This window comes from Pontivivens insulae (assembly GCF_900302495.1).
Lineage (GTDB): Bacteria > Pseudomonadota > Alphaproteobacteria > Rhodobacterales > Rhodobacteraceae > Pontivivens > Pontivivens insulae.
The window spans coordinates 270,871-293,492 of sequence record NZ_OMKW01000001.1 but is presented as its reverse complement, the minus strand read 5'-3'; the positions used below and the strand labels follow the sequence as shown (position 1 = coordinate 293,492).

25 protein-coding genes, 1 tRNA gene and 1 riboswitch are annotated in these 22,622 nt (G+C 58.4%); of the genes, 21 read left to right on the top strand and 5 right to left on the bottom strand.

All coding sequences use genetic code 11. The annotated features are described in order from the left end of the window. Positions 1-34: 34 nt before the first annotated feature. Positions 35-856, bottom strand: coding sequence for a type I methionyl aminopeptidase (gene map / locus POI8812_RS01470; protein ID WP_108780754.1), 822 nt, complete (start codon positions 854-856; stop codon positions 35-37). 36 nt (positions 857-892) lie between these two features. Continuing rightward, entirely contained in the window at positions 893-1,612 is a 720-nt protein-coding gene (gene sfsA / locus POI8812_RS01465) for a DNA/RNA nuclease SfsA (RefSeq protein ID WP_108780753.1), read from the bottom strand. Between the two features lie 45 nt (positions 1,613-1,657). On the opposite strand from sfsA, the gene POI8812_RS01460 reads away from it, so the two are divergent. From POI8812_RS01460 to POI8812_RS01400, 13 genes are all read left to right on the top strand, one after another. Next, positions 1,658-2,374 (top strand): competence/damage-inducible protein A, encoded by a 717-nt coding sequence (locus tag POI8812_RS01460; protein ID WP_108780752.1) that lies wholly within the window; start codon positions 1,658-1,660, stop codon positions 2,372-2,374. Between the two features lie 41 nt (positions 2,375-2,415). Then, positions 2,416-2,501 (top strand) — tRNA-Leu (locus POI8812_RS01455). Positions 2,502-3,081: 580 nt separating this feature from the next. Continuing rightward, positions 3,082-3,185, top strand: a riboswitch (TPP riboswitch). A gap of 57 nt (positions 3,186-3,242) precedes the next feature. After that, a complete protein-coding gene (gene thiD / locus POI8812_RS01450) occupies positions 3,243-4,022 on the top strand; it encodes a bifunctional hydroxymethylpyrimidine kinase/phosphomethylpyrimidine kinase (RefSeq protein ID WP_108780751.1) in 780 nt (259 codons plus the stop codon). Next, positions 4,019-4,993: an FAD-dependent oxidoreductase gene (locus tag POI8812_RS01445; protein ID WP_108780750.1), complete on the top strand. Its 975-nt coding sequence runs from the start codon at positions 4,019-4,021 to the stop codon at positions 4,991-4,993. Before thiD ends, POI8812_RS01445 begins: the two co-directional genes overlap by 4 nt. Continuing rightward, positions 4,977-5,174 (top strand): sulfur carrier protein ThiS, encoded by a 198-nt coding sequence (thiS, locus tag POI8812_RS01440; protein ID WP_108780749.1) that lies wholly within the window; start codon positions 4,977-4,979, stop codon positions 5,172-5,174. Before POI8812_RS01445 ends, thiS begins: the two co-directional genes overlap by 17 nt. Position 5,175: 1 nt before the next feature. Continuing rightward, positions 5,176-5,946, top strand: coding sequence for a thiazole synthase (locus POI8812_RS01435; protein WP_108780748.1), 771 nt, complete (start codon positions 5,176-5,178; stop codon positions 5,944-5,946). Next, positions 5,943-6,539: a thiamine phosphate synthase gene (locus POI8812_RS01430; protein WP_108780747.1), complete on the top strand. Its 597-nt coding sequence runs from the start codon at positions 5,943-5,945 to the stop codon at positions 6,537-6,539. The genes POI8812_RS01435 and POI8812_RS01430 overlap by 4 nt, the downstream gene beginning before the upstream one ends. Further along, positions 6,536-7,492, top strand: coding sequence for a HesA/MoeB/ThiF family protein (locus POI8812_RS01425; RefSeq protein WP_108781468.1), 957 nt, complete (start codon positions 6,536-6,538; stop codon positions 7,490-7,492). The genes POI8812_RS01430 and POI8812_RS01425 overlap by 4 nt, the downstream gene beginning before the upstream one ends. 17 nt (positions 7,493-7,509) lie before the next feature. Further along, on the top strand, positions 7,510-8,448 hold the full coding sequence (locus POI8812_RS01420; protein WP_108781467.1) for an ABC transporter substrate-binding protein: 939 nt from the start codon (positions 7,510-7,512) through the stop codon (positions 8,446-8,448). Beyond that, the gene (gene tenA, locus POI8812_RS01415; RefSeq protein ID WP_108780746.1) at positions 8,445-9,113 is read left to right on the top strand and encodes a thiaminase II; all 669 of its coding nucleotides are present in this window, start codon (positions 8,445-8,447) and stop codon (positions 9,111-9,113) included. The genes POI8812_RS01420 and tenA overlap by 4 nt, the downstream gene beginning before the upstream one ends. Then, positions 9,110-9,811: an ABC transporter ATP-binding protein gene (locus POI8812_RS01410; RefSeq protein WP_108780745.1), complete on the top strand. Its 702-nt coding sequence runs from the start codon at positions 9,110-9,112 to the stop codon at positions 9,809-9,811. The genes tenA and POI8812_RS01410 overlap by 4 nt, the downstream gene beginning before the upstream one ends. Next, positions 9,808-10,548: an ABC transporter permease gene (locus POI8812_RS01405; protein ID WP_108780744.1), complete on the top strand. Its 741-nt coding sequence runs from the start codon at positions 9,808-9,810 to the stop codon at positions 10,546-10,548. Before POI8812_RS01410 ends, POI8812_RS01405 begins: the two co-directional genes overlap by 4 nt. Before the next feature lie 69 nt (positions 10,549-10,617). Beyond that, positions 10,618-11,346, top strand: coding sequence for a class II aldolase/adducin family protein (locus POI8812_RS01400; RefSeq protein WP_245895187.1), 729 nt, complete (start codon positions 10,618-10,620; stop codon positions 11,344-11,346). A gap of 156 nt (positions 11,347-11,502) precedes the next feature. Here POI8812_RS01400 and POI8812_RS01395 read toward each other — a convergent pair whose 3' ends face one another. Further along, positions 11,503-12,378, bottom strand: a complete 876-nt coding sequence (locus POI8812_RS01395) for an MBL fold metallo-hydrolase (protein ID WP_108781466.1) — start codon at positions 12,376-12,378, stop codon at positions 11,503-11,505. A gap of 126 nt (positions 12,379-12,504) precedes the next feature. Here POI8812_RS01395 and POI8812_RS01390 point away from each other — a divergent pair, with 126 nt between their 5' ends. After that, the gene (locus tag POI8812_RS01390) at positions 12,505-13,377 is read left to right on the top strand and encodes a LysR family transcriptional regulator (RefSeq protein ID WP_108780742.1); all 873 of its coding nucleotides are present in this window, start codon (positions 12,505-12,507) and stop codon (positions 13,375-13,377) included. Here the strand turns inward: POI8812_RS01390 and POI8812_RS01385 are convergent, their stop codons facing one another. Continuing rightward, on the bottom strand, positions 13,378-14,391 hold the full coding sequence (locus POI8812_RS01385; protein ID WP_108780741.1) for a LacI family DNA-binding transcriptional regulator: 1,014 nt from the start codon (positions 14,389-14,391) through the stop codon (positions 13,378-13,380). A gap of 285 nt (positions 14,392-14,676) precedes the next feature. Here POI8812_RS01385 and POI8812_RS01380 point away from each other — a divergent pair, with 285 nt between their 5' ends. The 7 genes from POI8812_RS01380 to POI8812_RS01350 all read left to right on the top strand — a co-directional run bounded on the left by POI8812_RS01380 (position 14,677) and on the right by POI8812_RS01350 (position 22,073). Next, positions 14,677-15,939, top strand: coding sequence for an ABC transporter substrate-binding protein (locus tag POI8812_RS01380; RefSeq protein ID WP_108781465.1), 1,263 nt, complete (start codon positions 14,677-14,679; stop codon positions 15,937-15,939). Positions 15,940-16,055: 116 nt separating this feature from the next. Continuing rightward, the gene (locus POI8812_RS01375; RefSeq protein WP_108780740.1) at positions 16,056-16,901 is read left to right on the top strand and encodes a carbohydrate ABC transporter permease; all 846 of its coding nucleotides are present in this window, start codon (positions 16,056-16,058) and stop codon (positions 16,899-16,901) included. Next, positions 16,898-17,743, top strand: a complete 846-nt coding sequence (locus tag POI8812_RS01370) for a carbohydrate ABC transporter permease (protein WP_108780739.1) — start codon at positions 16,898-16,900, stop codon at positions 17,741-17,743. Before POI8812_RS01375 ends, POI8812_RS01370 begins: the two co-directional genes overlap by 4 nt. Positions 17,744-17,773: 30 nt before the next feature. Beyond that, positions 17,774-18,817 (top strand): ABC transporter ATP-binding protein, encoded by a 1,044-nt coding sequence (locus POI8812_RS01365; RefSeq protein WP_108780738.1) that lies wholly within the window; start codon positions 17,774-17,776, stop codon positions 18,815-18,817. Further along, complete coding sequence (locus tag POI8812_RS01360) at positions 18,817-20,094, top strand: MGH1-like glycoside hydrolase domain-containing protein (protein ID WP_108780737.1); 1,278 nt, start codon at positions 18,817-18,819, stop codon at positions 20,092-20,094. The genes POI8812_RS01365 and POI8812_RS01360 overlap by 1 nt, the downstream gene beginning before the upstream one ends. Further along, positions 20,091-20,777 (top strand): D-lyxose/D-mannose family sugar isomerase, encoded by a 687-nt coding sequence (locus POI8812_RS01355; RefSeq protein WP_108780736.1) that lies wholly within the window; start codon positions 20,091-20,093, stop codon positions 20,775-20,777. The genes POI8812_RS01360 and POI8812_RS01355 overlap by 4 nt, the downstream gene beginning before the upstream one ends. A gap of 21 nt (positions 20,778-20,798) precedes the next feature. Further along, positions 20,799-22,073 carry a glycerate kinase type-2 family protein gene (locus POI8812_RS01350; protein WP_108780735.1) on the top strand — a complete coding sequence of 425 codons (1,275 nt, stop codon included), beginning with the start codon at positions 20,799-20,801 and terminating at the stop codon, positions 22,071-22,073. Positions 22,074-22,100: 27 nt separating this feature from the next. Here POI8812_RS01350 and POI8812_RS01345 read toward each other — a convergent pair whose 3' ends face one another. Further along, positions 22,101-22,598: a DUF3299 domain-containing protein gene (locus tag POI8812_RS01345; protein ID WP_245895186.1), complete on the bottom strand. Its 498-nt coding sequence runs from the start codon at positions 22,596-22,598 to the stop codon at positions 22,101-22,103. Between the last annotated feature and the right edge of the window lie 24 nt (positions 22,599-22,622).

Below are 22,622 nucleotides of genomic sequence, written 5' to 3'. Positions count from 1 at the left end.
CGCCGATCATGGGCGCGTGGTGATTAATCAGGTCTTAAGAGCTGAAATCTGGCGCATAAATTCCAGCTGGCGACAGCGTAAAGATCTCATAACCCGTCTCGGTCACGCCGATCGAATGCTCGTATTGTGCACTGAGCGAACGGTCTTTGGTAACGGCCGTCCACTCATCCGACAGGATCTTCGTCTCTGGCCGTCCCAGATTGATCATCGGCTCTATTGTAAAGAACATTCCCGGTTCGAGCTTCGGGCCAGTTCCAGGTCGACCGTAATGCAGAACGTTTGGTGAGGAGTGGAATTGACGTCCCAACCCATGCCCACAGAAATCCCGTACCACAGAACAGCGCTGCGCCTCGGCAAACCGCTGGATGGCGTGGCCAATATCGCCAAACGTGTTCCCGGGCTTCACAGCCTCAATCCCTGCAAAGAGGGCGTCGTGGGTCACCTGAATCAGACGCTGCGCCTTCCGGCTGGGCTTTCCAGCCCAATACATCCGCGAATTATCGCCGAACCAGCCATCGACAATGACGGTCACATCAATGTTCAGGATGTCTCCATCTCGCAGAACCTTGCCGCCCGGAATGCCATGACACACAACGTGGTTGATCGAGATGCAGGAAGCGTGCTGATAACCCTTATACCCAATGGTGGCTGAGATTGCGCCGGCAGCCTCAATCCGCTCACGAATGAAATCATCGAGCATCGCCGTCGTGACGCCCGGTTTCACCAGTGGGCCAACCTCATCAAGGATTTCCGCCGCCAGTTTGCCTGCAGCATACATCCCGGCGAAGTGATCCCGCTCATGGATATTGATGCCGTCACGGTTCTGACGGATCGATGCTGCAAGGGAAGTCGTCATGCGGCGTGCCTCTTTCACAATCTCTACTCCGGCCATTTAGGAGGGATCGGGAAGGATTACAGGGTATGGAACGGAGAGTCGAATACCCTCAGTGCTGATTTCTGTGCCCATAGCATAAAATTCGACACCGCGCGCTGCTGCGCGTGCCATGGCCGCGGCATAGACTGGATCGAAATCAGCCGCGACGGTGACGTGATCGCAATCCGTGCGCTGAATGACATAGAGCATCGCAGCCTGTGCACCGCCCTCCACAATTGTGCCCAACTCATCGAGATGTTTTGCACCGCGAGCTGTCACGCTGTCGGGAAATTCTGCAAGTGTGCCGGTGCGTCGCAGATGAACGTTTTTCACCTCAACCCAAAGGACGGAGCCATCGGCACGTGAGAGGCGGAAGTCGATGCGGCTCCGCTCTCCATAGCGGACCTCGGCTTGAATGTCGGGCCAATCCGCGAAGGCCGGGATGCGACGATCCTGCAGCGCCTCGGCGACGATGCGGTTCGGGACGCCCGTATCAATGCCTGCAAGATGACCGTCTGCCAATTCGGTGAGCAGCCAGCTCCATTGCAGTTTTCGGTTTGGGTTGGTCGCGGGTTGCACCCAGATTCGGCTTTCCGGCTCTGCCACACCGATCATCTTGCCGGGATTGGCACAATGGACTGTGACCTCCTGTCCCGTCTTCTCAAGGATGACATCGGCTAGGAAGCGCTTATACCGGCGTAGGAGAGTTGCGGGTTGAAGGGGCGGGTCAAAGATCATGCCTGCCGCGCTATCGCGAAACGAACCGACCCACAAGGAGGCGTCATGTCCCAACCGACTGCAGCAATGATCGTGATCGGGGATGAAATCCTGTCAGGGCGCACGGCGGATGTGAATGTACAGGTCCTCGCTGTGGCATTGGGTCGTGCGGGAATCGCACTCGCCGAGGTTCGGATGATCCGAGATATCGAAGGGGAGATCATCGACGCTGTGAATGTGCTGCGTGAGAAATACGATAACGTCTTCACCAGCGGTGGTATCGGCCCGACCCATGATGACATCACCGCAGACAGCATCGCCGCAGCCTTTGGCGTCGGAATTGACGTGAGGGAGGATGCGCGCGCGATCCTGGCCACGAACTATGCCAATCCTGAGGCTGAGCTGAATGATATGCGGCTGCGCATGGCCCGCATTCCGGATGGAGCGACATTGATCGACAACCCGGTGTCCAAGGCGCCGGGCTTCACGCTTGGCAATGTGCATGTGATGGCAGGGGTGCCGAAGATTTTCTCTGTCATGGTAGAGAGCGTGATGCCCACTCTGACGGGTGGCGCCGTGATGCTTTCCGAAGAGCTCCACTTTGACCGTGGGGAGGGGCAGCTTGCCAAGCCGCTGTCCCTTATCGATGCGGCCCACCCGCTCGTGTCGATCGGGTCTTACCCGCGGGCAAAGGATGGTCGGTTCACCGTGAATGTTGTCGCGCGGTCAACCGATGCTGATGCGCTGGCCGCTGCTGTCGCGGATATTCGCGCGATAGATTGACGCTTGGCCCGGTTGTTCGGTGGTGCTAAGCCCGTCCCGTCGCCCGCTTGGTGGAATTGGTAGACACATGGGACTTAAAATCCCCCGGCCCTAGGCCGTGCCGGTTCGAGTCCGGCAGCGGGCACCATGCACTCTCATCATACGGGTTCCGTCCGGCTAATTTTCCAATAGTCTTGAGTAGCATTTTAGATAGCAATGCTAATCCGCAGCCCACTTCAACACACTGACGAGCTCTCAGATACTGGGCAAACAGTCTTGCGCGTAAGCAAAGGGCAGAACTACGTGGTTACGGATTCCGTTGGTCGACTGGGGGAAGCTCTTGCTGCGGGGCGAGTACGGTTTCAGAAATTGGCGGACTGCGGCCACCGGCACCTCGATTGCTGGTGGGCGAAGATGTTTTGATTGGCTCAGAGCAAGGCCTACAAAGCAGAAATGCTGGCACAATTGAAAATGCGGTACACGACACGTACGGCGATCGCGCAACAAATTACCTCTACACAATCGATGGCTGAGGTATGAATATTGCGCTCGAAACTACGGCAGTAGATACACGATGGGGAAAATAATAAATTCAAATGTGAGCGATTTGTATTTTTGGAGTTGCGGTTGTATTTAAATTTTTTGTGAATTTGAATTTGTAGCATGCGCATTTGTATTGTTGCAGCCTTACCAGTTGACCCAACGGAAAAGGCTCGCTATCGCTATCGGAACAACTGTTGGGGTGCCTCCGAAGGGGCTGAGATGCGCGGTGCGTGGACCCATTGAACCTGAACCGGTTAGGACCGGCGGAGGGAACAGCTGGCGGACCGACCGGTCTTGCTGATCGTTTCCTGCTCCCGTCCTGACCCTGAATGCCAAGGACGGTGACATGGTTGCACGGGCGTTGACGATAGCGGGCTCGGACTCCGGCGGCGGCGCGGGGATACAGGCTGACCTCAAGGCATTTTCGGCAATGGGGGTCTATGGGGCCTCTGCCGTCACTGCGGTGACAGCTCAAAACACGCGTTCTGTGACCGCCATACATCCAATCCCGGATGACGTGGTTGCGGCGCAGATTGAGGCCGTTCTGGACGATATTCAGATTGATGCAATCAAGATCGGAATGCTCGGTACGCCCTCTCTGATCAAAACGGTTGCGCATGCGCTGAAGGATTACACAGGGCCCATTATTCTCGATCCGGTGATGGTTGCCAAATCCGGGGCCGTACTGCTTGCGGATGAGGCGGTCGACGCTCTCAAGGCCGAGCTGGTAGGTCGGGCAACCCTTCTTACGCCCAACTTGCCGGAGGCAGCTGCACTGGTTGGCGCCGGTGAGGTGGGAGTGCAAGCAGACGCCCTGCTGAAACTTGGCGCGCGAGCGGTCCTGATGAAGGGCGGCCACGCGGATGGCGCAATGTGTGAGGACTTGTTCGTTTCAGCAAACAGCACGCGTACATTCACGGCAGTCAGGATCAATACTGCCAATACCCACGGAACAGGATGCAGTCTTTCCTCTGCGATTGCGGCGGGGCTTGCGCAATCTGAACAGCTGGAAACCGCTGTCGAAAAAGCCCATGGTTGGTTGCATCAGGCAATACGTGCGGCCGACGAACTGGGGGTCGGGCGCGGTCATGGCCCGGTTCATCATTTCCACGCTCTTTGGTCATGACGGCTCAATTCACCATACTCGGCGGTGGCGTTTGTGGCCTGGCAACGGCGGCAGAGCTCAGCAGCCGTGGCGCACGCATCAACGTCATTGACCCGAAAGGAGCTCCCGGACGGCATGCATGCTCCTGGTGGGCTGGCGGCATGCTCGCGCCCGACTGCGAGGGGGTCAGCGCGGAGCCTGCCGTTGTGAAGCAGGGGCGCAGGGCAGCGCGATGGTGGGAAAAGCACGGAGCAAATGTCACGCGGAAAGGCACCATGATCGTGGCCCTTGGCCGCGACCAGGCGGATCTAGCGACCTTCGCACGCCGCGCCCCAGCCGCACGAAAGCTCGACAAGGACGAGGCGACCTCGCTCGAACCGCGGGTCGCTGAAAAGATGTCTAGCGCCCTTTTCATCGAAGAAGAGGCGCATCTTGACCCACGTACAGCGCTTTTGGAGCTGCACACCAAACTGGCCAGGGACGGCGTGAACTTCGATGGCCCCCTCGAAGGTCAGATTGTTGACTGTCGTGGGCTATCAGCGCGCGACGCTCTGCCAGATCTGAGAGGGGTGAAAGGGGAGATGCTGGTCGTTCGCTGTCCAGATTTCTCCCTCTCGCGGCCGCTCCGCCTGCTGCATCCACGTTTCCCGCTCTACATCGTGCCGCGGGCCGACAATGTCTTCATGCTGGGTGCCACGCAGATCGAGAATGGTGAGCGCGATCGTGCGACCCTGCGATCTGTCATGGAATTGATGAACGCAGCATATGCGCTGCATCCCGCCTTTGGAGAGGCCGAACTGCTGGAGGTGGGCGTGGATGCCCGCCCTGCCTTTCCAGACAATCAACCGCGCATTCGCCACATGGATGATCGGATCTTTGCCAACGGCCTGTTCCGTCATGGTTTCCTGCTCGCCCCCGCACTTGCGCGTATGACCGCTGACCTGCTGCTCGACGGCAAAGAACCCGAGGTTTGGTATGAAGATCATCGTTAATGGCGCGCCGCTCGAAACCGATGCGTCCGATCTTGCGGCCCTGCTGCTGGAACTTGGGAAGGGTGACGCAAAGGTCGCTACCTCGCTGAACGAGGTGTTCGTCCCAAAGACAATCCGAGCAGACCAGGCGTTGAGCGATGGCGACCGGGTCGAGATTGTCGCCCCACGGCAGGGAGGCTGAGATGCCAGTCTTCTATGGCGAACATATTGAATCGCGCCTGATGTTGGGCACAGCGCAATACCCGTCGCCCGCGATCCTTGCAGAGGCCTTTCGTCAATCCGGCGCTGGAATCGCGACCGTCTCCGTTCGTCGAGAAGCTGGGCAAGACACCGCCGGGCAGGACTTCTGGGCGTTGGTGCGCGAGCTGGATGTCGTGCTGTTGCCAAATACCGCCCATTGCCACTCTGTTCGGGAGGCCGTGACAACTGCCCAGATGGCGCGAGAGCTCTTCGATACGAATTGGATCAAGCTGGAAGTCATCGGACATGCCGATACGCTTCAACCCGACCCATTTGGTCTGGTCGAGGCAGCGGCGCAGTTGGTGGAAGACGGGTTCGACGTGTTTCCCTATTGCACCGAAGATCTTGTTCTATGCGAACGCCTTGTTGAAGTGGGGTGCCGGGTCCTGATGCCTTGGGGTGCGCCAATTGGCACAGGGCTGGGGCTCAACAATCCCTATGGGCTACGCAGCTTGCGAGCACACTTCCCGGAAATTCCACTCGTAGTGGATGCCGGGCTTGGTCTGCCGTCACAAGCCGCACACGCGATGGAGTTGGGCTATGACGCGGTCCTTCTGAACACCGCGGTTGCCAAAGCTGGTGACCCGGTCGCGATGGCAAAGGGCTTTGCGCGCGCGGTTGAGGCGGGTGCACTCGCCGCTGAGGCCGATCCAATGGATCCACGTGACATGGCCGCGCCGTCCACCCCTGTTTTTGGAAAGGCGTTTCTGTGAGCCTGCACCGCTTCTATCCGATCTTCGATGATGTCAGTTGGTTGCGGCGTACGCTGCCGCTCGGCGTGAAACTGGTGCAACTGCGGATCAAGGAATGTTCGCAGTCCCAACTGCGCGACCAGTTGACCGAAGGACGCGATCTTTGCCGCGCACATGGTGCAACGCTTGTTGTGAATGACCATTGGGAACTGGCGATCGAATTGGCATGCGATTGGGTGCATCTTGGACAGGAGGATCTTGATACTGCCGATGTTGCTGCGATCCGCAGTGCCGGACTGAAACTCGGGCTCTCAACCCATGATGATGCAGAGCTGCGCCGCGCGCTGGACCTTGACCCGGATTATGTCGCACTGGGTCCGATCTATCCCACGATCCTGAAAAAAATGAGGTGGCATCAGCAGGGTGTCGACAAACTCACGGACTGGAAGGCGCGCGTCGGAAAGATCCCACTTGTGGCGATCGGAGGAATGAGTGTGGAGCGCGCCCCAGCCGCGTTTGAGGTGGGTGCGGATATTGTCTCAGCCGTCACCGACATCACCCTGCATGAAGAGCCAGAGGTGCGGGTCCAGCAATGGTTGGCAGTCAGCAAATGAACCGTTTTTCAAGGCAAATCGCGGTGATCGGAGCGGAGGCTCACGCCCGCATCCAGCAGTCATCAGTGCTGGTCGTTGGTGCAGGCGGATTGGCATCGCCGGTGTTGCAATATCTTGTCGGAGCAGGCTTGGCGAAGATCCGGCTTGTCGATGCTGATATTGTCAGCTCGTCAAACCTGCACCGTCAAACCCTGTTCAGAGGGGATGACATCGGTGCGCAAAAGGTCGATGTCGCACAACGCACGATGGCGGCGCTAAACCCAGAGACAATCATTGAAACTGTGTTCCAAAGGCTGGATCCTGCGAATGTCGCGGACCTTTGCCATGGAATGGATCTGATACTCGATTGCGCTGACAGTTTCGCGGCCAGCTACATCCTCTCCGACCATTGCTCTCAAACTCAACAACCCCTGATCAGTGCAAGCGTTGTCGGAAACGATGGATATGTTGGCGGCTTCTGCGGTGGAAAGCCAGGACTGCGGGCTATCTTTCCAGACCTGCCAGAGCGGCTGGGCTCTTGCGATGCCGATGGCGTCCTTGGGCCGAGTGTCGGGGTGATCGGAAGTCTTCAAGCCCAGTTCACGCTCGCTGTTTTGTCCGGGGATCGGACCCCTCTTGGCCAACTCACGACCTATGATGCGCGGACCTTCCGATTTGGAGGTTTCAGATTTGACGCCGCCCCAGACCCTGAACACGGCCACAGATTTATCCCAATCGCTGACGTCGGCGCCGATGATTTTCTGGTTGATCTGCGCGCGGTGGGCGAGAGCGGCCCGCCCTTGCCCGATGCCAGGCGCGCTTCTGTCGCTGATTTTGAAACGGGCGACTTGAGGCCACCAAATCACCAACGCGCGGTCTTCGCCTGCCGCTCCGGCTTACGGGCCTGGCAGGCTGCCGACCGCCTTTCCCAACACTGGCAAGGAGACATCAGGCTCCTCGCCCTTGGCCCATGATCACAAAGGACCCATCCATGAAATTTCCGATGATCGTTGCAGCACTCCTTTTGAGCGCTTCACCCAGCCTGGCGCAAGACAAGCTTACGCTCTTACTAGACTGGTTTATCAACCCTGATCACGGCCCGATCATCGTGGCTGAAGAATTGGGCTACTTCGCAGACCAGGACCTTGAGGTGGAGATTGTCGCCCCGGCTGACCCGTCCGCCCCGCCCCGGTTGGTTGCTGCCGGGCAAGGGGATATTGCAGTCAGCTATCAGCCGAGCCAGCACCTTCATGTTGCTGAGGGGCTGCCGCTGGTGCGTGTGGGTACGCTGGTTGCAACCCCGCTCAACTGCCTTCTCGTGCTGAAAGACGGACCCATCCAACAGATCAGCGATCTGCGTGGCGGAACGATCGGCTTTTCGGTCGCAGGGGTTGAGGAAGCCGTTCTGACGGCGATGTTGGGTCGGCATGGCGTCAGTCTCGACGAGGTTGAGATGGTCAACGTCAACTTCTCCCTCAGCCCCTCTCTGATGTCTGGTCAGGTAGATGCTGTCATCGGTGCCTACCGCAATTTCGAACTGAACCAGATGGAGATCGAAGGTGTTGAAGGCCGCTGCTTTTACGTCGAAGAGGAAGGCGTGCCGACCTATGACGAGTTGATCTATGTGACCAATCCAGAGCGCATGGATATAGACCAGACCCGCCGGTTCCTTCGCGCGACAGAACTGGCCACTCAGTACATCGTGAACAATCCTGACGCGTCCTGGGACATCTTCCGGAACTACGCGCCGGAACTTGATGATGAGCTCAATGCAAAGGCCTGGGTCGATACCCTGCCTCGCTTTGCACTGCGGCCTGAAGCACTGGACGAAGGTCGGTATGAAAGGTTTGAGAGCTTCCTGGCCGAAAGTGGTTTGATTGAAGGAACGCGCCCGGTTTCGGCGCTGGCCATCGATCTGGGCGCGCAATGACCTACGGGGCAACCTTCACGGCCTGGCGGGATGCGACTCCCGCCTGGCGCGACTACACCGCGCACAGTTTTGTCCAAGGTTTGGGGGATGGCAGCCTGCCCCGCGCAGCCTTTCTTCACTACCTTCAGCAAGACTACGTCTTTCTGATCCACTTCTCCCGCGCATGGGCCCTTGCCGTGACAAAGGCGGAGACGGTGGCGGAGATGCGGCTCGCCGCTGCAACGGTCAATGCGCTGATCAACGAGGAACTCGCGCTTCATATTGAGACGTGCGCCGAAGCTGGGATTGATGAGGCTGCGCTTTTTGCCACGCAAGAGCGTCAGGCCAACCTCGCCTACACGCGCTATGTCCTGGACGCTGGTCATTCTGGCGATTTGCTTGATCTGTTGGCTGCACTCGCCCCCTGCGTGATGGGGTATGGAGAGATCGGCAAAACGCTTGCAGCAACGGCGGCTTCGGCGGCGTATCGGCCTTGGATCGAGACCTACGCCAGCGCAGAATATCAGTCGGTGTGCCGCGATGTCGGGCAACTGCTTGACGATGCAGTTGCCCACCGATTGGGTGCAAACCCACAAACCAGCCCGCGCTGGTCCCGTTTGCAGTCCCGCTTCGCCACGGCAACGATGCTGGAGGTGGATTTTTGGGATATGGGCCTCTCGCCTTGAAGACAGCGCTGAAACTTGCTGGATCAGCCTCGATCGGCGGTACGCCCATCTTCTCCGATATCTCGCTCACAGTGGAACGAGGGAAGTGGACCTGCCTGCTGGGTGCGAGCGGTGTCGGCAAGTCGACGATCTTGCGTCTATTCGCCGGATTGGCTGACGGGGTCCAGATTAATGGGGATTTGCAGGCCCCCGAACGTGTCGCGTTGATGGCACAGCAGGATTTGCTCCTTCCATGGCTCAACGTCCTCGACAATGTCCTGATTGGTGCGCGCTTGCGGGGGGAAAAACCGGATCATAACAAGGCTCTGCAAACCCTGGCAAAAGTAGGCTTAGGAGAGCATGCGGAACGCAGGCCGTCTGCGTTGTCGGGTGGCCAGCGCCAGCGCGTCGCCCTGGTTCGAACATTGATGGAAGGATGCGAGACGGTCTTGCTCGACGAGCCTTTCTCGGCTCTTGACGCCCTGACCCGTGCGCAGATGCAGGATCTGGCCGCCGACATGTTGCGCGACCGTACTGTCCTTCTCGTAACCCACGATCCGGGCGAAGCCGCGCGCATGGGACATAAGATCGTGATCCTGACACGTGATCAGCTTTTGGACATCCCAACCCCAAGTGGAGGTGTTCCCCGACCAGTGGAGCAGCCGGACGTCCTGATGGTCCAAAGTCGCCTGCTTACAACCTTGAGAGATGCCGCATGACGGGGTGGCGGGCCGGGATCGCAGCCACCTGTCTGGTGATTGCCATTTGGCAAATCACCGTCTGGACCACTGGCGTGGCCCGCTTCATCCTGCCACCACCAATGTTGGTGGCCGAGACGATCTGGGCGGATCGGGCGCTGCTTTTGGAGCATGCCGGTGTCACGCTTCTGGAAATATTGATCGGGCTAGCACTGGGTGCCGTCCTTGGCTTTGTCTCGGCAATCGCGCTTGTGGCATCACCCATGGCCCGCGCGTTGGTGCGACCAATGCTGGTCTTCAGTCAGGCCATCCCGGTTTTTGCCCTCGCCCCCATCCTGACGTTGTGGCTTGGCTTCGGCCTTTGGTCGAAGATCACGATGGCGCTTATCATCATTTACTTCCCCGTAACGTCTTCATTCTTTGACGCTCTGATGCGGTCAAACAAAGATTGGATTGGCATGGCACGGGTCATGGGGGCCTCGCCCGCCCGTATCATGTGGCACATTCGAATTCCTGCCGCATTGCCAGGCTTTGCATCCGGATTGAGGTTGGCGGCAGTTTATGCCCCGATCGGCGCGATCATCGGAGAGTGGGTCGGCGCCTCGCGCGGCCTGGGCTACCTGATGCTTCTCGCCAATGGTCGCGCAAAGACCGACTTGATGTTCGCTGCCTTGATCATCCTTGCCTTGATGACAGTCATTCTGCACGCTGCGGTCAGCAAATTATGCGAGACAGCATTTGAGCGAGCTTCGAACTAAACGCTGCTTGCCCCACAGCCACCAGATTTTGCAAGCTTGCAGGCCCAAATGGTCGTCGAGGAGGCAGGAATGGATTTCCACGAGGAAAGATGCGCGCTTGCGGCTGCATTTCGGTGGGCGTTCCGTCTCGGCTGGCACGAGGCTGTCGCCAATCACTTCAGCCTCTCGGTGTCTGACAATGGTCAGGTCTTCCTCATGAATCCGGCAGGACTGCATTTCAGCCGGATCACGGCATCTGATCTAATCGTCTGCGACGCAAATGACCGAGAGGCGACATTCGCAGGGACAGCGGTTCCAGACCCAACCGCTTGGGGCATTCATGGGGCGTTTCACCGTCATCTTCCGCATGCACGGGCCTGCTTGCATGTGCATGCTGTCAACGCCACCGCGCTCTCCTGTCTGCAGGATCCCACCTTGCCACCCGTGGACCAGAACACGGCGCGTTTCTTCCGGCGTTTTGGATATGATGACGGTTACGGTGGCATGGGCTTTGCGTCTGAGGGTGAGCGGCTTTCGCAAACACTCGGGACCAACCGCATCCTTTTGATGGGCAATCACGGCGTGATGGCTGCCGCCGAAAGCGTGGCACGCGCCTTCGACGAACTCTACTATTTCGAGCGGGCGTGCGAGACCTATCTGAAAGCCGCGTCCACCGGTTTGTCCCTCAAAGTCCTGAGCGACGACATTGCCGAAAAGACGGCGCGTGAATGGGAAGACTACCCAGATGCGCCTTGGCAAACTCATTTTGATGCGCTGTGCGCGATCCTCGATGAGGAGGAGCCTGATTTCAGGTCGTAGAACTCAGGTGGATGTGGGAGTGTCCGTCCCGTTTAACGGAGGTTTTGACGCTGCCCACGATGCACTCACGCCAGTCGGGATCGACCCTGTTGCCGTCCCGGTGACACGCGCGAGAGAGACGATCAGAGGGGGCGCTTTGCCCCCTCTTTGCTTGAGTCAGTTCCAATATTCAGGGATCAGGCTGAGCAGGAACTCACCTCCATACCCAGGGAATGCAGCACGCAACTGGGCGGCCGCGGCATCTGGGCTTTCTGCCTGCATTGCCTCATCCATCACGCGAATATAGGCGATGGCCGTATCAAGTTCGCCACGGGTTGCAGGCAGACCGTGACCGACGAGAAGCGTTTCGGCAACAGGGTCGTCACGCAGGGCTTCCAGTGTCGCGATCCAATTCGCGCGATCAACGCCGGGGGCGAAGAAGACACCATTGTAGACCAGATCCTGGACGATGATGACCTTCTGATCGGGAAATGCCGCTGCAATCAGGTGAGGCGCCTCCGTATTGGTGTAGTGCCGGAACTCGACCGGTACACCCCCGATCTCAGACAGGCCGATCGGTAGGTCTGGCCCGTTGAGGACATTTACAGGCTCTGGGAAATTACCCTGCGCTGCTTCTGTTGCGATAGCCGAACGGATGTCCGGCAAGGTCGCAAAGGTGACACCCTCAATGGTCGCTGCACCGCCCCAGTGGTCCGGATGTTCGTGACTGATATAGGCTTGCGACACCGGTTTGCCTGTCGCTACAATCAATGAAGACACCTCCTGCGCGGTTGGTGGCAGCATGGTCGCATCAACAACCATCAATTGATCAGCGAATTCGACGATGTGTGACGTGACATTCACAGCCTGCGCGGGCGACACATAGGTGTGGAAGGTCACCTCACCCTTTGCAAAACTGTGGATCGTGCCAGCAGGCAAGGCGCCCTGTGCAACAGCAGGAGCGGGTGTCAGGGCGGTGCGCACAAGTGCTGCGGCCCCGACGGTAAGCGCGGTACCCTTCAACAGATCGCGGCGGTTCAGAGTGTCAGTCATGGTGGTCCTCTTTCATGCAAGCCAAACGGCCAATGGGTTTGTTTTCTTGAAACAAGAAGAGGAATAGACCCTGACTTCTTTTTGAATTAGTGGTGTAAAAGCCTATTCATATTTCCAAAAAATAGAATGATCGACACATACCGAAATCTCGCCGTTTTCGTCGCCGTTGCCGATTCAGGAAGCTTTAGTGCCGCGGCCCGCCGGCTCTCGCTTTCCACCTCAGTCGTCAGCCATCACGTCACCCGGCTGGAGGAGCGGTTGGAAACACCGCTCCTCTTCAGATCGACGCGCGCTTTAACGCTGACCGCAGAAGGTGAGCGTGTGCTCGGCTCTGCCCGCCGCATGGTGGCTGCGGGTGAAGACGCAATTGATGCATTGGCAGATACGTCGGACCAACTTGTCGGCTCACTGAAGATAAGCCTGCCAGCTTTTGGCGATCAGGGTCCCGTGCATCAGGCAATCTGGTCATTTGCGAAGGCGCACCCCCTCGTCGCTATGTCCATCCACAGCACCGACCGTCAGGTTGATCTGATCCGAGACGGCTATGACCTTGCGATCCGACTCGGCGTGCTGACAGACAGTGCCCTCAAGGCAAAGCGGATCGCGTGGTTTGAGCGGAAACTGGTTGCGAGCCCGGACGCCCTAACGCGGTGGGGGCGCATCGCATCGCTCGACGACCTCAGTCGAGGGGAGTTCATTCACTTCTCGATGGTGCCGCAGAAATTCGCGCTGACAGATGGGCGTGAGGAAATCATCGTGACGCCCGAACGTATCCGGCTTGAAGTCAGCTCGATCAGCGCAGGCCGTCAAGCCGCGCTGGCGGGCCTGGGCATGCTCAACCTGCCCGCAAGCGAAATAGAGGCTGATTTGGCGACAGGGCGGCTGGTCGAGGTGCTGCCACGCTGGCAGCCGCCTACGCTTGGGGTCTACGCAGTTTGGCCCGAAACCGGGGCCCGGAAACGTCTCACCCAGAGGCTGGTGGAGGTTCTTAGTCCCTGATCAAAGTTTTGGGGCGGGGCCTGACGAATTTCGCACAATCAGCTTTGCCGCCAGCTCTGCCCGCGCGCTTGGGCTTTCAGGGTTCTGCATCCGATCAAGCAACGTGCTCGCCAATTTTCGTCCCAATTCGTAGGGCGAGATGCTCATCGTTGTGAGGGAAGGGATTGAAAGGGCAGCATCCGCAATACCGTCGAAGCCGACGATGGAGACATCATGTCCAACCGTGAGACCGAGCCGGTCGAGACCAACGGACGCACCGAGGGCCACCATATCCCCATTGCAGACCATCGCCGTTACGTCCGGATAGGCTTTGTAAAGCGCCATCACCGCCTCGAAGCTTGCGGGTTTGGTATCAACGCATTCCCAGATGATCGGTTCACCCAGATCGTGACGTGCCATCGTCGCGACATAGCCCGCGACCCGCTCTCGGCGCACCGAGCTTTGGTTTTGTCCGCCCAAATAGGCAATTCTGCGATGACCAAGCGCAATCAAGTGCTCTGTCGCCTCCGTCGTTGCAGCCGCATTTCGGATCCCAACATGATCGAATGGGCTGCCTTCCAGATCGCGCATGAACGTCACGGTGGGCGTCAGATTTGTCCGCAACATCTCTATCGTCGTGGCAGCCGTATCTGTTGCGGGAACCCACAGGAGACCTGCCCGTCCATTTTCTATGAAGGATTGCAGATGGGTCGCATGCAGGGCTGCATCATCACCCCCATCCAGAATGGAAACGAGATAGCCCTCTTTACCCAGGCGATCACTTACGCCGCTAACAACTTCTGCATTGAACGGGTTTGAGATCTTGTTGATGACGAACCCGATTTCGAGATTTGCACCCGATCGCATCGCGGCCGCCCGACCATCGCGCACATAGTGAAGCTCACGCGCTGCCGCCTGAACCCTTTTTCTTGTCTCGTCAGAGATGCGTCCTTTGCCACGCATGACCTGGCTGGCCGTCGCAAGCGATACGCCGGCTCGGGTGGCAACAGTCTCCAATGTGGGCCGCTTTGTCATCTGGCTCTCACGTCGAATCTAATCCCAAACCGTGGGATAAACGTTATATCAAATTATGCTTCGCTTTGGGCCTTTCAGCAACCTTCACAGGCCCCATCAATACCGTAAGTCTCGGTTTTTAAGTCATAATAAATAATCGTTGACGAAAGGTATAACGTTGTACCACGATCCAGTAGTCAGAAACGATCACAGGATTGGGCGCGAGCGTCGGATGGCTTGCGCAAAACCTTGAGGGTCGAGCCGGTTCTGAAGGGCTGGTTGACGAAGACAAATTGGGAGGAATTCATGACCATCAAATCCACACTTACGGGTGCGGCAATCGCGGCTGCGCTGCTTTCAACTTCAGCCGCTGCTGAGGTGCTGTTCTGGTCTACGCAGGCAAAGCCTGTTGAAGAGGCGCAAGCGATGCGGGAGCAGGTGCTCAGCGGTTTTGCGGGCGAAGTCGACTATCAACCGAATGACGGCGGCCCTTGGATTACACGCCTTAACGCTGAGCTTGAAGCAGGTTCAGGTTCAATTGGCGTACTCGGCGCGTTGCACGGCGACTTCTCTGCCATGGACCCCGAGAATCTCGTCGACCTCGACGATCTGGGCGTTTCTGCGGCAAGTGACACGTTCAACAGCCTTGCAATGCTAGGCACGGACAACATGCAGTACATCCCGTGGATGCAGGCGAGCTATATCATGGCAGCAAATCGCGAAGCCCTGCCCTATCTGCCGGACGGCGCTGACATTAACGCGCTGACTTACGATCAACTGATCGCCTGGGCGGCGAATGTTCACGAGGCAACCGGCGAGCCGCGTTTTGGCTTCCCCGCGGGTCCGAACGGTCTGAAGCACCGCTTCTTCCAAGGGTATCTCTACCCGTCCTATACTGACGGCGTGGTACGCACCTTTGCGTCCGAAGCGGCTGTCGGCGCATGGGAAGCGTTCCGCGAGCTTTGGGCACATACAAACCCGGGTTCGACAAACTTCAGCTTCATGCAAGAGCAACTGCTGAACGGTGACGCTTGGATTGTGTTCGACCATACCTCGCGTCTGGCACAAGCGTTCAATGATCGCCCCGATGACTTCGTTGCCTTCCCGGCACCTGCTGGCCCGACCGGTCGCGGCTTCATGCCGGTGATCGCGGGTGTCGCGATCCCCGCCACGGCACCAGACATGGACGAGGCGCGTGCGCTGGTCGAGCATATGCTGCTGCCCGAAACCCAGATTGCCACGCTCCGGGCGACCAACTTCTTCCCGGTCGTTGATGTTGAACTGCCGGACGATCTGCCGCCTTCGGTGCAGGCCGCTGGTGCAGCTGTCGCGACGATGAGCGCATCCCCAGATGCCAACCCGGGTCTTTTGCCCGCGGGCCTGGGCGACAAGGGTGGTGAGTTCAACCGCGTCTTCGTCGACACGTTCGAGCGTATCATTCTGGCCGGTCAGCCCATCGAGGCGGTCCTTGAAGATCAGAAAGAGACGCTGATGCGGATCATGGAAGAAACCGGTGCGCCATGCTGGGCCCCAGATGCCCCGTCTGAGGGTGCCTGCCCGGTGGAGTAATTCTCCCCTTGGGGGCGCTAAGTGTGGCGCCCCCAAACTTACTTCGATCTTTTGGATCGAGCCTGTCATCATCGACAAAATAACCAGCGCCAAGGCGTCAAGAGGGGAGCGGTCGAATGAACCCGCGTCTATTGCCCTACGTCCTGATCCTGCCGGTCACATTGTTTCTGTGCCTGTTCTTTCTCTACCCATTCGTTTTGGTAGCCCAGCAGGCGTTCAGCGACGGTTCCGGCTTCACATTGGACAATTTCAGGGATGTTACCAGCCACTGGAAATTCCCGATCTCGCTCAAGAACACTTTCCTGCTCGCACTCGCCGTTGTGCCGATCCAACTCGCGCTGTCACTCCTGATGGCGACCATGGTGAACAGGATGAAGCGCGGGCGTGACCTGATCCTATATATCTGGACGATTCCGTTGGGCATTTCCGATCTGGCGGCAGGTATCATCTGGCTTGCCATCTTCGAGCAGTCGGGCTTCCTCAATTCAATGATGGGCGGCCTTGGTTTGATCGACAGCCCGACCAACTTCCTTAGCTATCAAAGCCCAATGATGGTCTTTGTGGCGATCATGTTGGCCGAAGTCTGGCGTGCAACCGCGATCATGTTGGTCATCCTCGTTGCCGGTATTGGCCTGATCCCCAAGGAATACTACGAGGCGGGCGAAGTATTTGGCGCCACCGCCTGGCAGCGTTTCCTCAAAATCACCCTGCCGATGCTGCGCCCCTCACTACAAACTGCGCTGGTCCTGCGCGTAATCCTCGCGTTCGAAGTCTTCGCCGTCGTGCAAGCCCTGGGTGGGACGCTGTTCCCAGTCCTGATGGGTGAAACCTATGAGTATCAGTTCACGCTGCTTAATGCAGGCGCCGCCGCTGCGATCGCTTTGATCATTCTGGGCATCTCAATCGCCTTCACCCTGATCATCATGCGTGCGCTGCGCGTTCCGAAAGGAGCCACGATATGACCGCTGAAACGACAGATGTCGCCGAAGTTGGCGCAAACACGAGAAAGGCCGGACAGTATGTCTATATTGCTGCCGTCGTCCTTCTCTGCGCCTGGGTCATCGTCCCGCTCTACTTCCTGCTGATCAACACGCTCAGCTCACCCGAGGCGGTCAACAGCTATCCCAAGCCGTTCATCCCGGAATTCGATCTGGGCAGCCTGACATTCTTCGCGAATTTCGCGGGGATCCTCACCGCCCTGAAGAACTCGATCCTTGTGGCCGCGCTCACGATGGTCATGTCGATCGCCATCGGGGCACCGGCGGGCTACGCGCTCTCCCGTTTCGAGTTTCGAGGCAAGGAACTGTTCCGTCTGCTGATCTTGCTGACGCGGGCGTTTCCGCTCCCCCTTTTGGCCCTGCCGCTGGCGGTGATGTTCATTCGGGTGGGGATCGATGACACGATCTTTGGCTTGGCTTTGGTGCACACAACACTGGCGATCCCATTTGCAGTGTTGATTACCTTCTCGCTCTTTTCTGGCATCCCGATTGAGTTGGAAGAGGCAGCGTGGACCCTGGGATGCAATCGCCTAACCGCATTTCAAAAGGTGATCCTGCCGCTTGTGCTTCCGGGCATCACAGCCTCGGCAATCTTTGCCTTCGTGATCTCATGGAATGAAGTGTTTGCGGCTGCGGTTCTCACGATCGAGAACCGGACCCTGACCGCATTCCTGCTGCAAAACCTCGACACCTCGCCACTGCATCTGAAATTCGCAGGCGGCTTTATCCTCGTCGTGCCGGCGCTGATCTTCATCTTCGCTGTTCGCAAGTACCTCTTCGCGATGTGGGGCATCGCCAACCGCTAAGCGCGGGTTGCCAGTTAAAGGAGCCCAATCATGGCTGTTATTGAAATCAAGAACGTCGCAAAGCGCTTTGGCGACTATCAGGCGCTGCACGACATCAATCTGACAATTGATGATCAGGAGTTCATGGTCCTGCTCGGCGCCTCTGGCTGCGGTAAGTCCACCCTGCTTCGGATCATCTGCGGACTGGAAACCGCATCGGAGGGTGAGGTCTGGATCGGTGGGAAGCGCGTTGACCACCTTCCCCCAAAGGATCGCGGGATCTCGATGGTCTTTCAGAACTACGCCGTGTTCCCGCACCTAACCGTGTTCGAGAATATCGGCTTTGGATTGCGCATGCAAAAGCTGCCCAATGATCAGGTCAAGCGGCGCGTTGAGCGCACAGCGGGGCTGATGCACATCGACCAGTTGCTCAAGCGGTATTCTGGCGAACTGTCAGGTGGTCAGCGACAGCGGGTCGCCGTGGCCCGTGCGTTGGCGATGGAGCCGGATGTGATCCTGATGGATGAGCCGCTGTCAAACCTCGACGCACTGTTGCGGATGGAAATGCGGGCGGAACTCAAGGGCGTTCTGGCGGAGAGCAACACAACCGCGATCTATGTCACCCATGATCAGGTAGAGGCCATGTCGATGGCCGACCGGATCAGTGTCATGCACGAAGGCAAGATCGTGCAGGCCGCGTCCCCGATCGAAGTGTATCGCGATCCGGCAGCCGAATTCGTTGCCGGTTTCATCGGCAACCCACCGATGAACTTCCTCCCGGCCACCCCGGCAGGAGCAGCAGGGCAGTGGAGCGTCGCGGGCCAGACGCTCCACGGCCCCAATGCGGGCAAGGATCTGAAATTTGCGATCCGGCCAGAGGACCTGACGCTTGCCGATCAAGGCTTTCAGGCGCGCGCCAAGGTGGTAGAACCTCTCGGCGCCCACCTCCTGGTGACTTGTGAAGTTGAAGGGCACCAATTCCGGGCGATCCTCGACAGCGAGACGCAAGTCCGTATGGGGGATACACTTACGCTGGCACCGCAGGATGGTCGCGGACGCTGGTTCGATCCTGCAACCACATTGGCGGTGTCGTAATGACGAAAGATCTGATTGCCGAAGCGAAGAACGTGCTCCGCCTGAATGACCGTGGTGCCTATACGGTTCCGACGCATGGGCTCTACCCGTTTCAGTGGAACTGGGACTCCGCACTCTCTGCCTTGGGCTTTGTACACTTCGACGAAGCGCGCGCTTGGACCGAGATCGACACGTTGATGAGCCACCAATGGCCGTGTGGGATGGTGCCGCACATCATTTTTCATGAACATGACGATGGCTATTTTCCTGGCCCGGATGTGTGGCAGACAGCTCGCCCCGTTGCCACATCCGGTATCACCCAGCCGCCTGTTTCAGGTTACGCGGTTGCACGGCTGATGGATATGGCTCGTGATAAATCCCTGGCGGAAGAACGTGCACGCGCTCTGCTGCCCAGCATCCACGCATGGCACAAATGGTTCTATCGCACCCGCGATCCGCGAGGTGAGGGATTGGTCGCAATCATTCACCCGTGGGAATCCGGCCGCGACAACTCGATCGACTGGGACGCACCCTTCGCGGCCGTTCCGACCGATGGGGTGGAGCCATACACACGGCGCGATACAATGCATGCGAACCCGGATCATCGCCCAACGAAAGAGCAATATGACCGCTATATCTGGCTGGTTCAGCATTTCAGGTCGCTGAAATGGGATACGGAAGTTCTGCACGATGCGTCGCCTTTCCGCGTTGTTGATCCCGGTTTCAACGCAATCCTGATCCGCTCCTGCGCGGCGGTAGCAGAGCTTGCGGCTGCACTGGGTGAAGGTGAAATTGCCAAGGAAAGCAGGGCAATGGCCGCGAAGGGTACGGCTGCCCTTGATCAGCTGTGGAGCGATACGCGCGGTCAGTACCTTTGCTATGATCGGGCAAAGGAGGAATTCATCGACAGCCCGTCCATCGGTGGCTTGCTAACCGTCTTCGCCCCCATCCCCGAAGGTCGTGCACAGGCCATTGCGGACCGCCTTAACCAGATTGGAAAGACTGCCGAATTTCTGGTGCCCAGCCACGATCCAGTTGCGCCTGAATTTGACGGCGCGCGCTATTGGCGAGGGCCGGTTTGGCTGATCATGAACACGATGATCTCCGACGGGTTGGCGCAAGCGGGTCAGCATGTCATGTCCCAACGCTTGATGGATGACAGTCTGCGGCTGATTGAGAAAAGCGGCTTTGCCGAATACTATGATCCCATCACGGCCGAACCTTGTGGAGGTGGCCACTTCACGTGGACGGCTGCGATGGTAATCGACATTCTTTACAGGCAGGAACAAGTTGCATGAAGCGTTCGCGCATCAATCAGATCATGGCCGAAGCTGACGAGATGATCCGCTCGTTCGGCTTTGTCCTGCCGCCCTTTGCCTATTGGACTCCTCAGGAATTCCAAGCGAATGCATCAGTCGCCCGTAGCTTGATCGATGCGCGTTGTGGTTGGGACATCACGGATTACGGCGCAGGCAATTTCGACAAGATGGGGTTGTTTCTGTTCACCTTGCGCAATGGGCGTCTCGACGACCTGCAGCGTGGCGGCGGCATGTGTTACGCAGAAAAGCTGCTGATCTCCCGCGAAGAGCAGCTGTCCCCCATGCACACCCACGTGGTGAAGGCCGAAGACATCATCAATCGCGGCGGTGCGACCCTCGTTGTCGAACTCTACGGCTCCGATCCGGATGGCAGGTTTGCCGAAGACCAGGGTGGTACGGTTCTGTGCGACGGGATCGCACGTACGTTCAAGCCGGGCGAGAAGCTTCGCCTTGCACCCGGTGAGAGTGTCACGCTCATGCCCGGCGACTGGCACGCTTTCTGGGGTGAGGGCGGTGATGTGCTGATCGGCGAAGTGTCGACGGTCAACGATGACGAAACGGACAATATCTTCCGCGAACCCATTGGACGCTTCGCAAAAATCGAGGAAGATGAAGACCCGACGCATCTGCTCGTCAGTGACTATGGCGAGCAGCTCCTCTGACCTTTCCAGATATTGAAGCAGATGACATCGCTGATCACTGATCCGAAATCCTTTCTCACTGACCTTTTCCAAACTGCTGTTGCCGCCGCTGATCCGATGAAGGTGGTGGCCCCCCATCTACCGTCGAAACCTGACGGCCGGTTGTTGGTCATCGGGGCCGGGAAGGCCTCTGCCCGCATGGCCGAAGCGGTTGAGGCGCACTATGGACCTTGCGAGGGGTTCGTGATCACGCGCTATGGGTATGGGCGGGATTGCGAAGGGATCGAGATTGTCGAGGCGTCCCATCCGGTCCCGGATCAGGCTGGTCTTAACGCGACCATGACCCTGCTGGAGCGGGTGCGTGACCTCAGCGCCGATGATGTTGTCGTCGCGCTGATCTCGGGTGGTGGTTCTGCTTTGTTGTGTGCCCCGGCAGATGGTCTGACGCTTGAGGACAAGATTGACCTGAATGCAAGGTTGCTTGCCTCCGGTGCGCCTATCGGAGACATGAACGTCCTGCGCAAATTCGTATCCAGTGTAAAAGGTGGCAAACTGGCCGCCGCATGCCATCCCGCGCGGCTGATCACCCTTCTGATTTCCGATGTTCCGGGCGACGATCCAGCGCTCATCGCATCGGGCCCGACTGTAGGGGCGAAGCATTCCGCGCAAGAGGCCGTTGCCCTGCTCGATCGGTGGATCCCGGATGCACCAGACCATTGGCGAAATGCTGTCGCGGCCGGATCGGTCGTCGCGCCCGATGATCCATCGCTGGCCCGCGCCGAAACCTACACAATCGCCGCCCCGTCTGGATCGCTAGCCATCGCCGCCGAACAGGCAAGATCAGCCGGAATTACAGTGCAGATGTTGGGCGACAATCTGGAGGGAGAGGCCCGTGACCTGGCCGCTGAACACGCGACAAGAGCGTTGGAGATCCAGCACACGCTGACTGCGCAAGATGCACCCGTTCTGTTGATGTCAGGCGGAGAATGTACGGTGACGAGGCGCGGTGACGGCAGCGGTGGACCCAATGCGGAATACACGCTTGCTGCTGCAGTTGCGCTCAACGGCGCACCCGGCATACACGTTTTGGCCTGTGACACCGATGGTGTGGATGGCGCAGCCGAGATCGCCGGCGCATATGCGGGGCCGCAAACCCTCTCGAAAGGTGCTGATGCAGTGGCCGCCCTCGCCATCAATGACGCCCATGGTCTCTTCCAGTCCATTGGTGACAGCATAGTCACCGGTCCGACCCTGACCAACGTCAACGACTTCAGGGCAATCCTGATTCAACCCCAACCCGATGGGATTGAAGACTAGGGACTCATCTCTTGGAAACAAGCGAGGTCACCAGACATAGACCTCCATCTCATCAGCGTTGATGTGGTATCCGGTCTGGCCCAAATCCGTCTCCTGAAGGCGGGTGCGAAGCGTTCCCGTCACCCAAACCGGATCCCATAGCATGTTGTTCGGCCAGGGCTTCTCTGCATCGACCATGACCAACTGGTTGGCGGGGGGTGGTGGGGTGTGGATGCAGGCGCCCAGATATGGGACAAGCATGAAATGTGTCACACCTTCGGCACTGACATCGAAGGGAATGATAAATCCGGGCATCCGAATATAGGCGCCATCCAACGTTTCGTTCAGTTTCGTCGCATTGGCATCGTAGATCGGGTTCCAGGTGTCGTTGATGACATCCATTTCCCCTTCCCCAATGATTTGGGCATAGGGCAGGCCGGGGGGGATTAGATCATCCCACGTAATCTCGCGGGCGCCGGTCGCAAAACCGGCAGAGGGCACGAGAAGCGACCCTGACATCATCATCAACGCAGTCCGGCGATCCATCGCAAAACTCCTCAAACCGATACT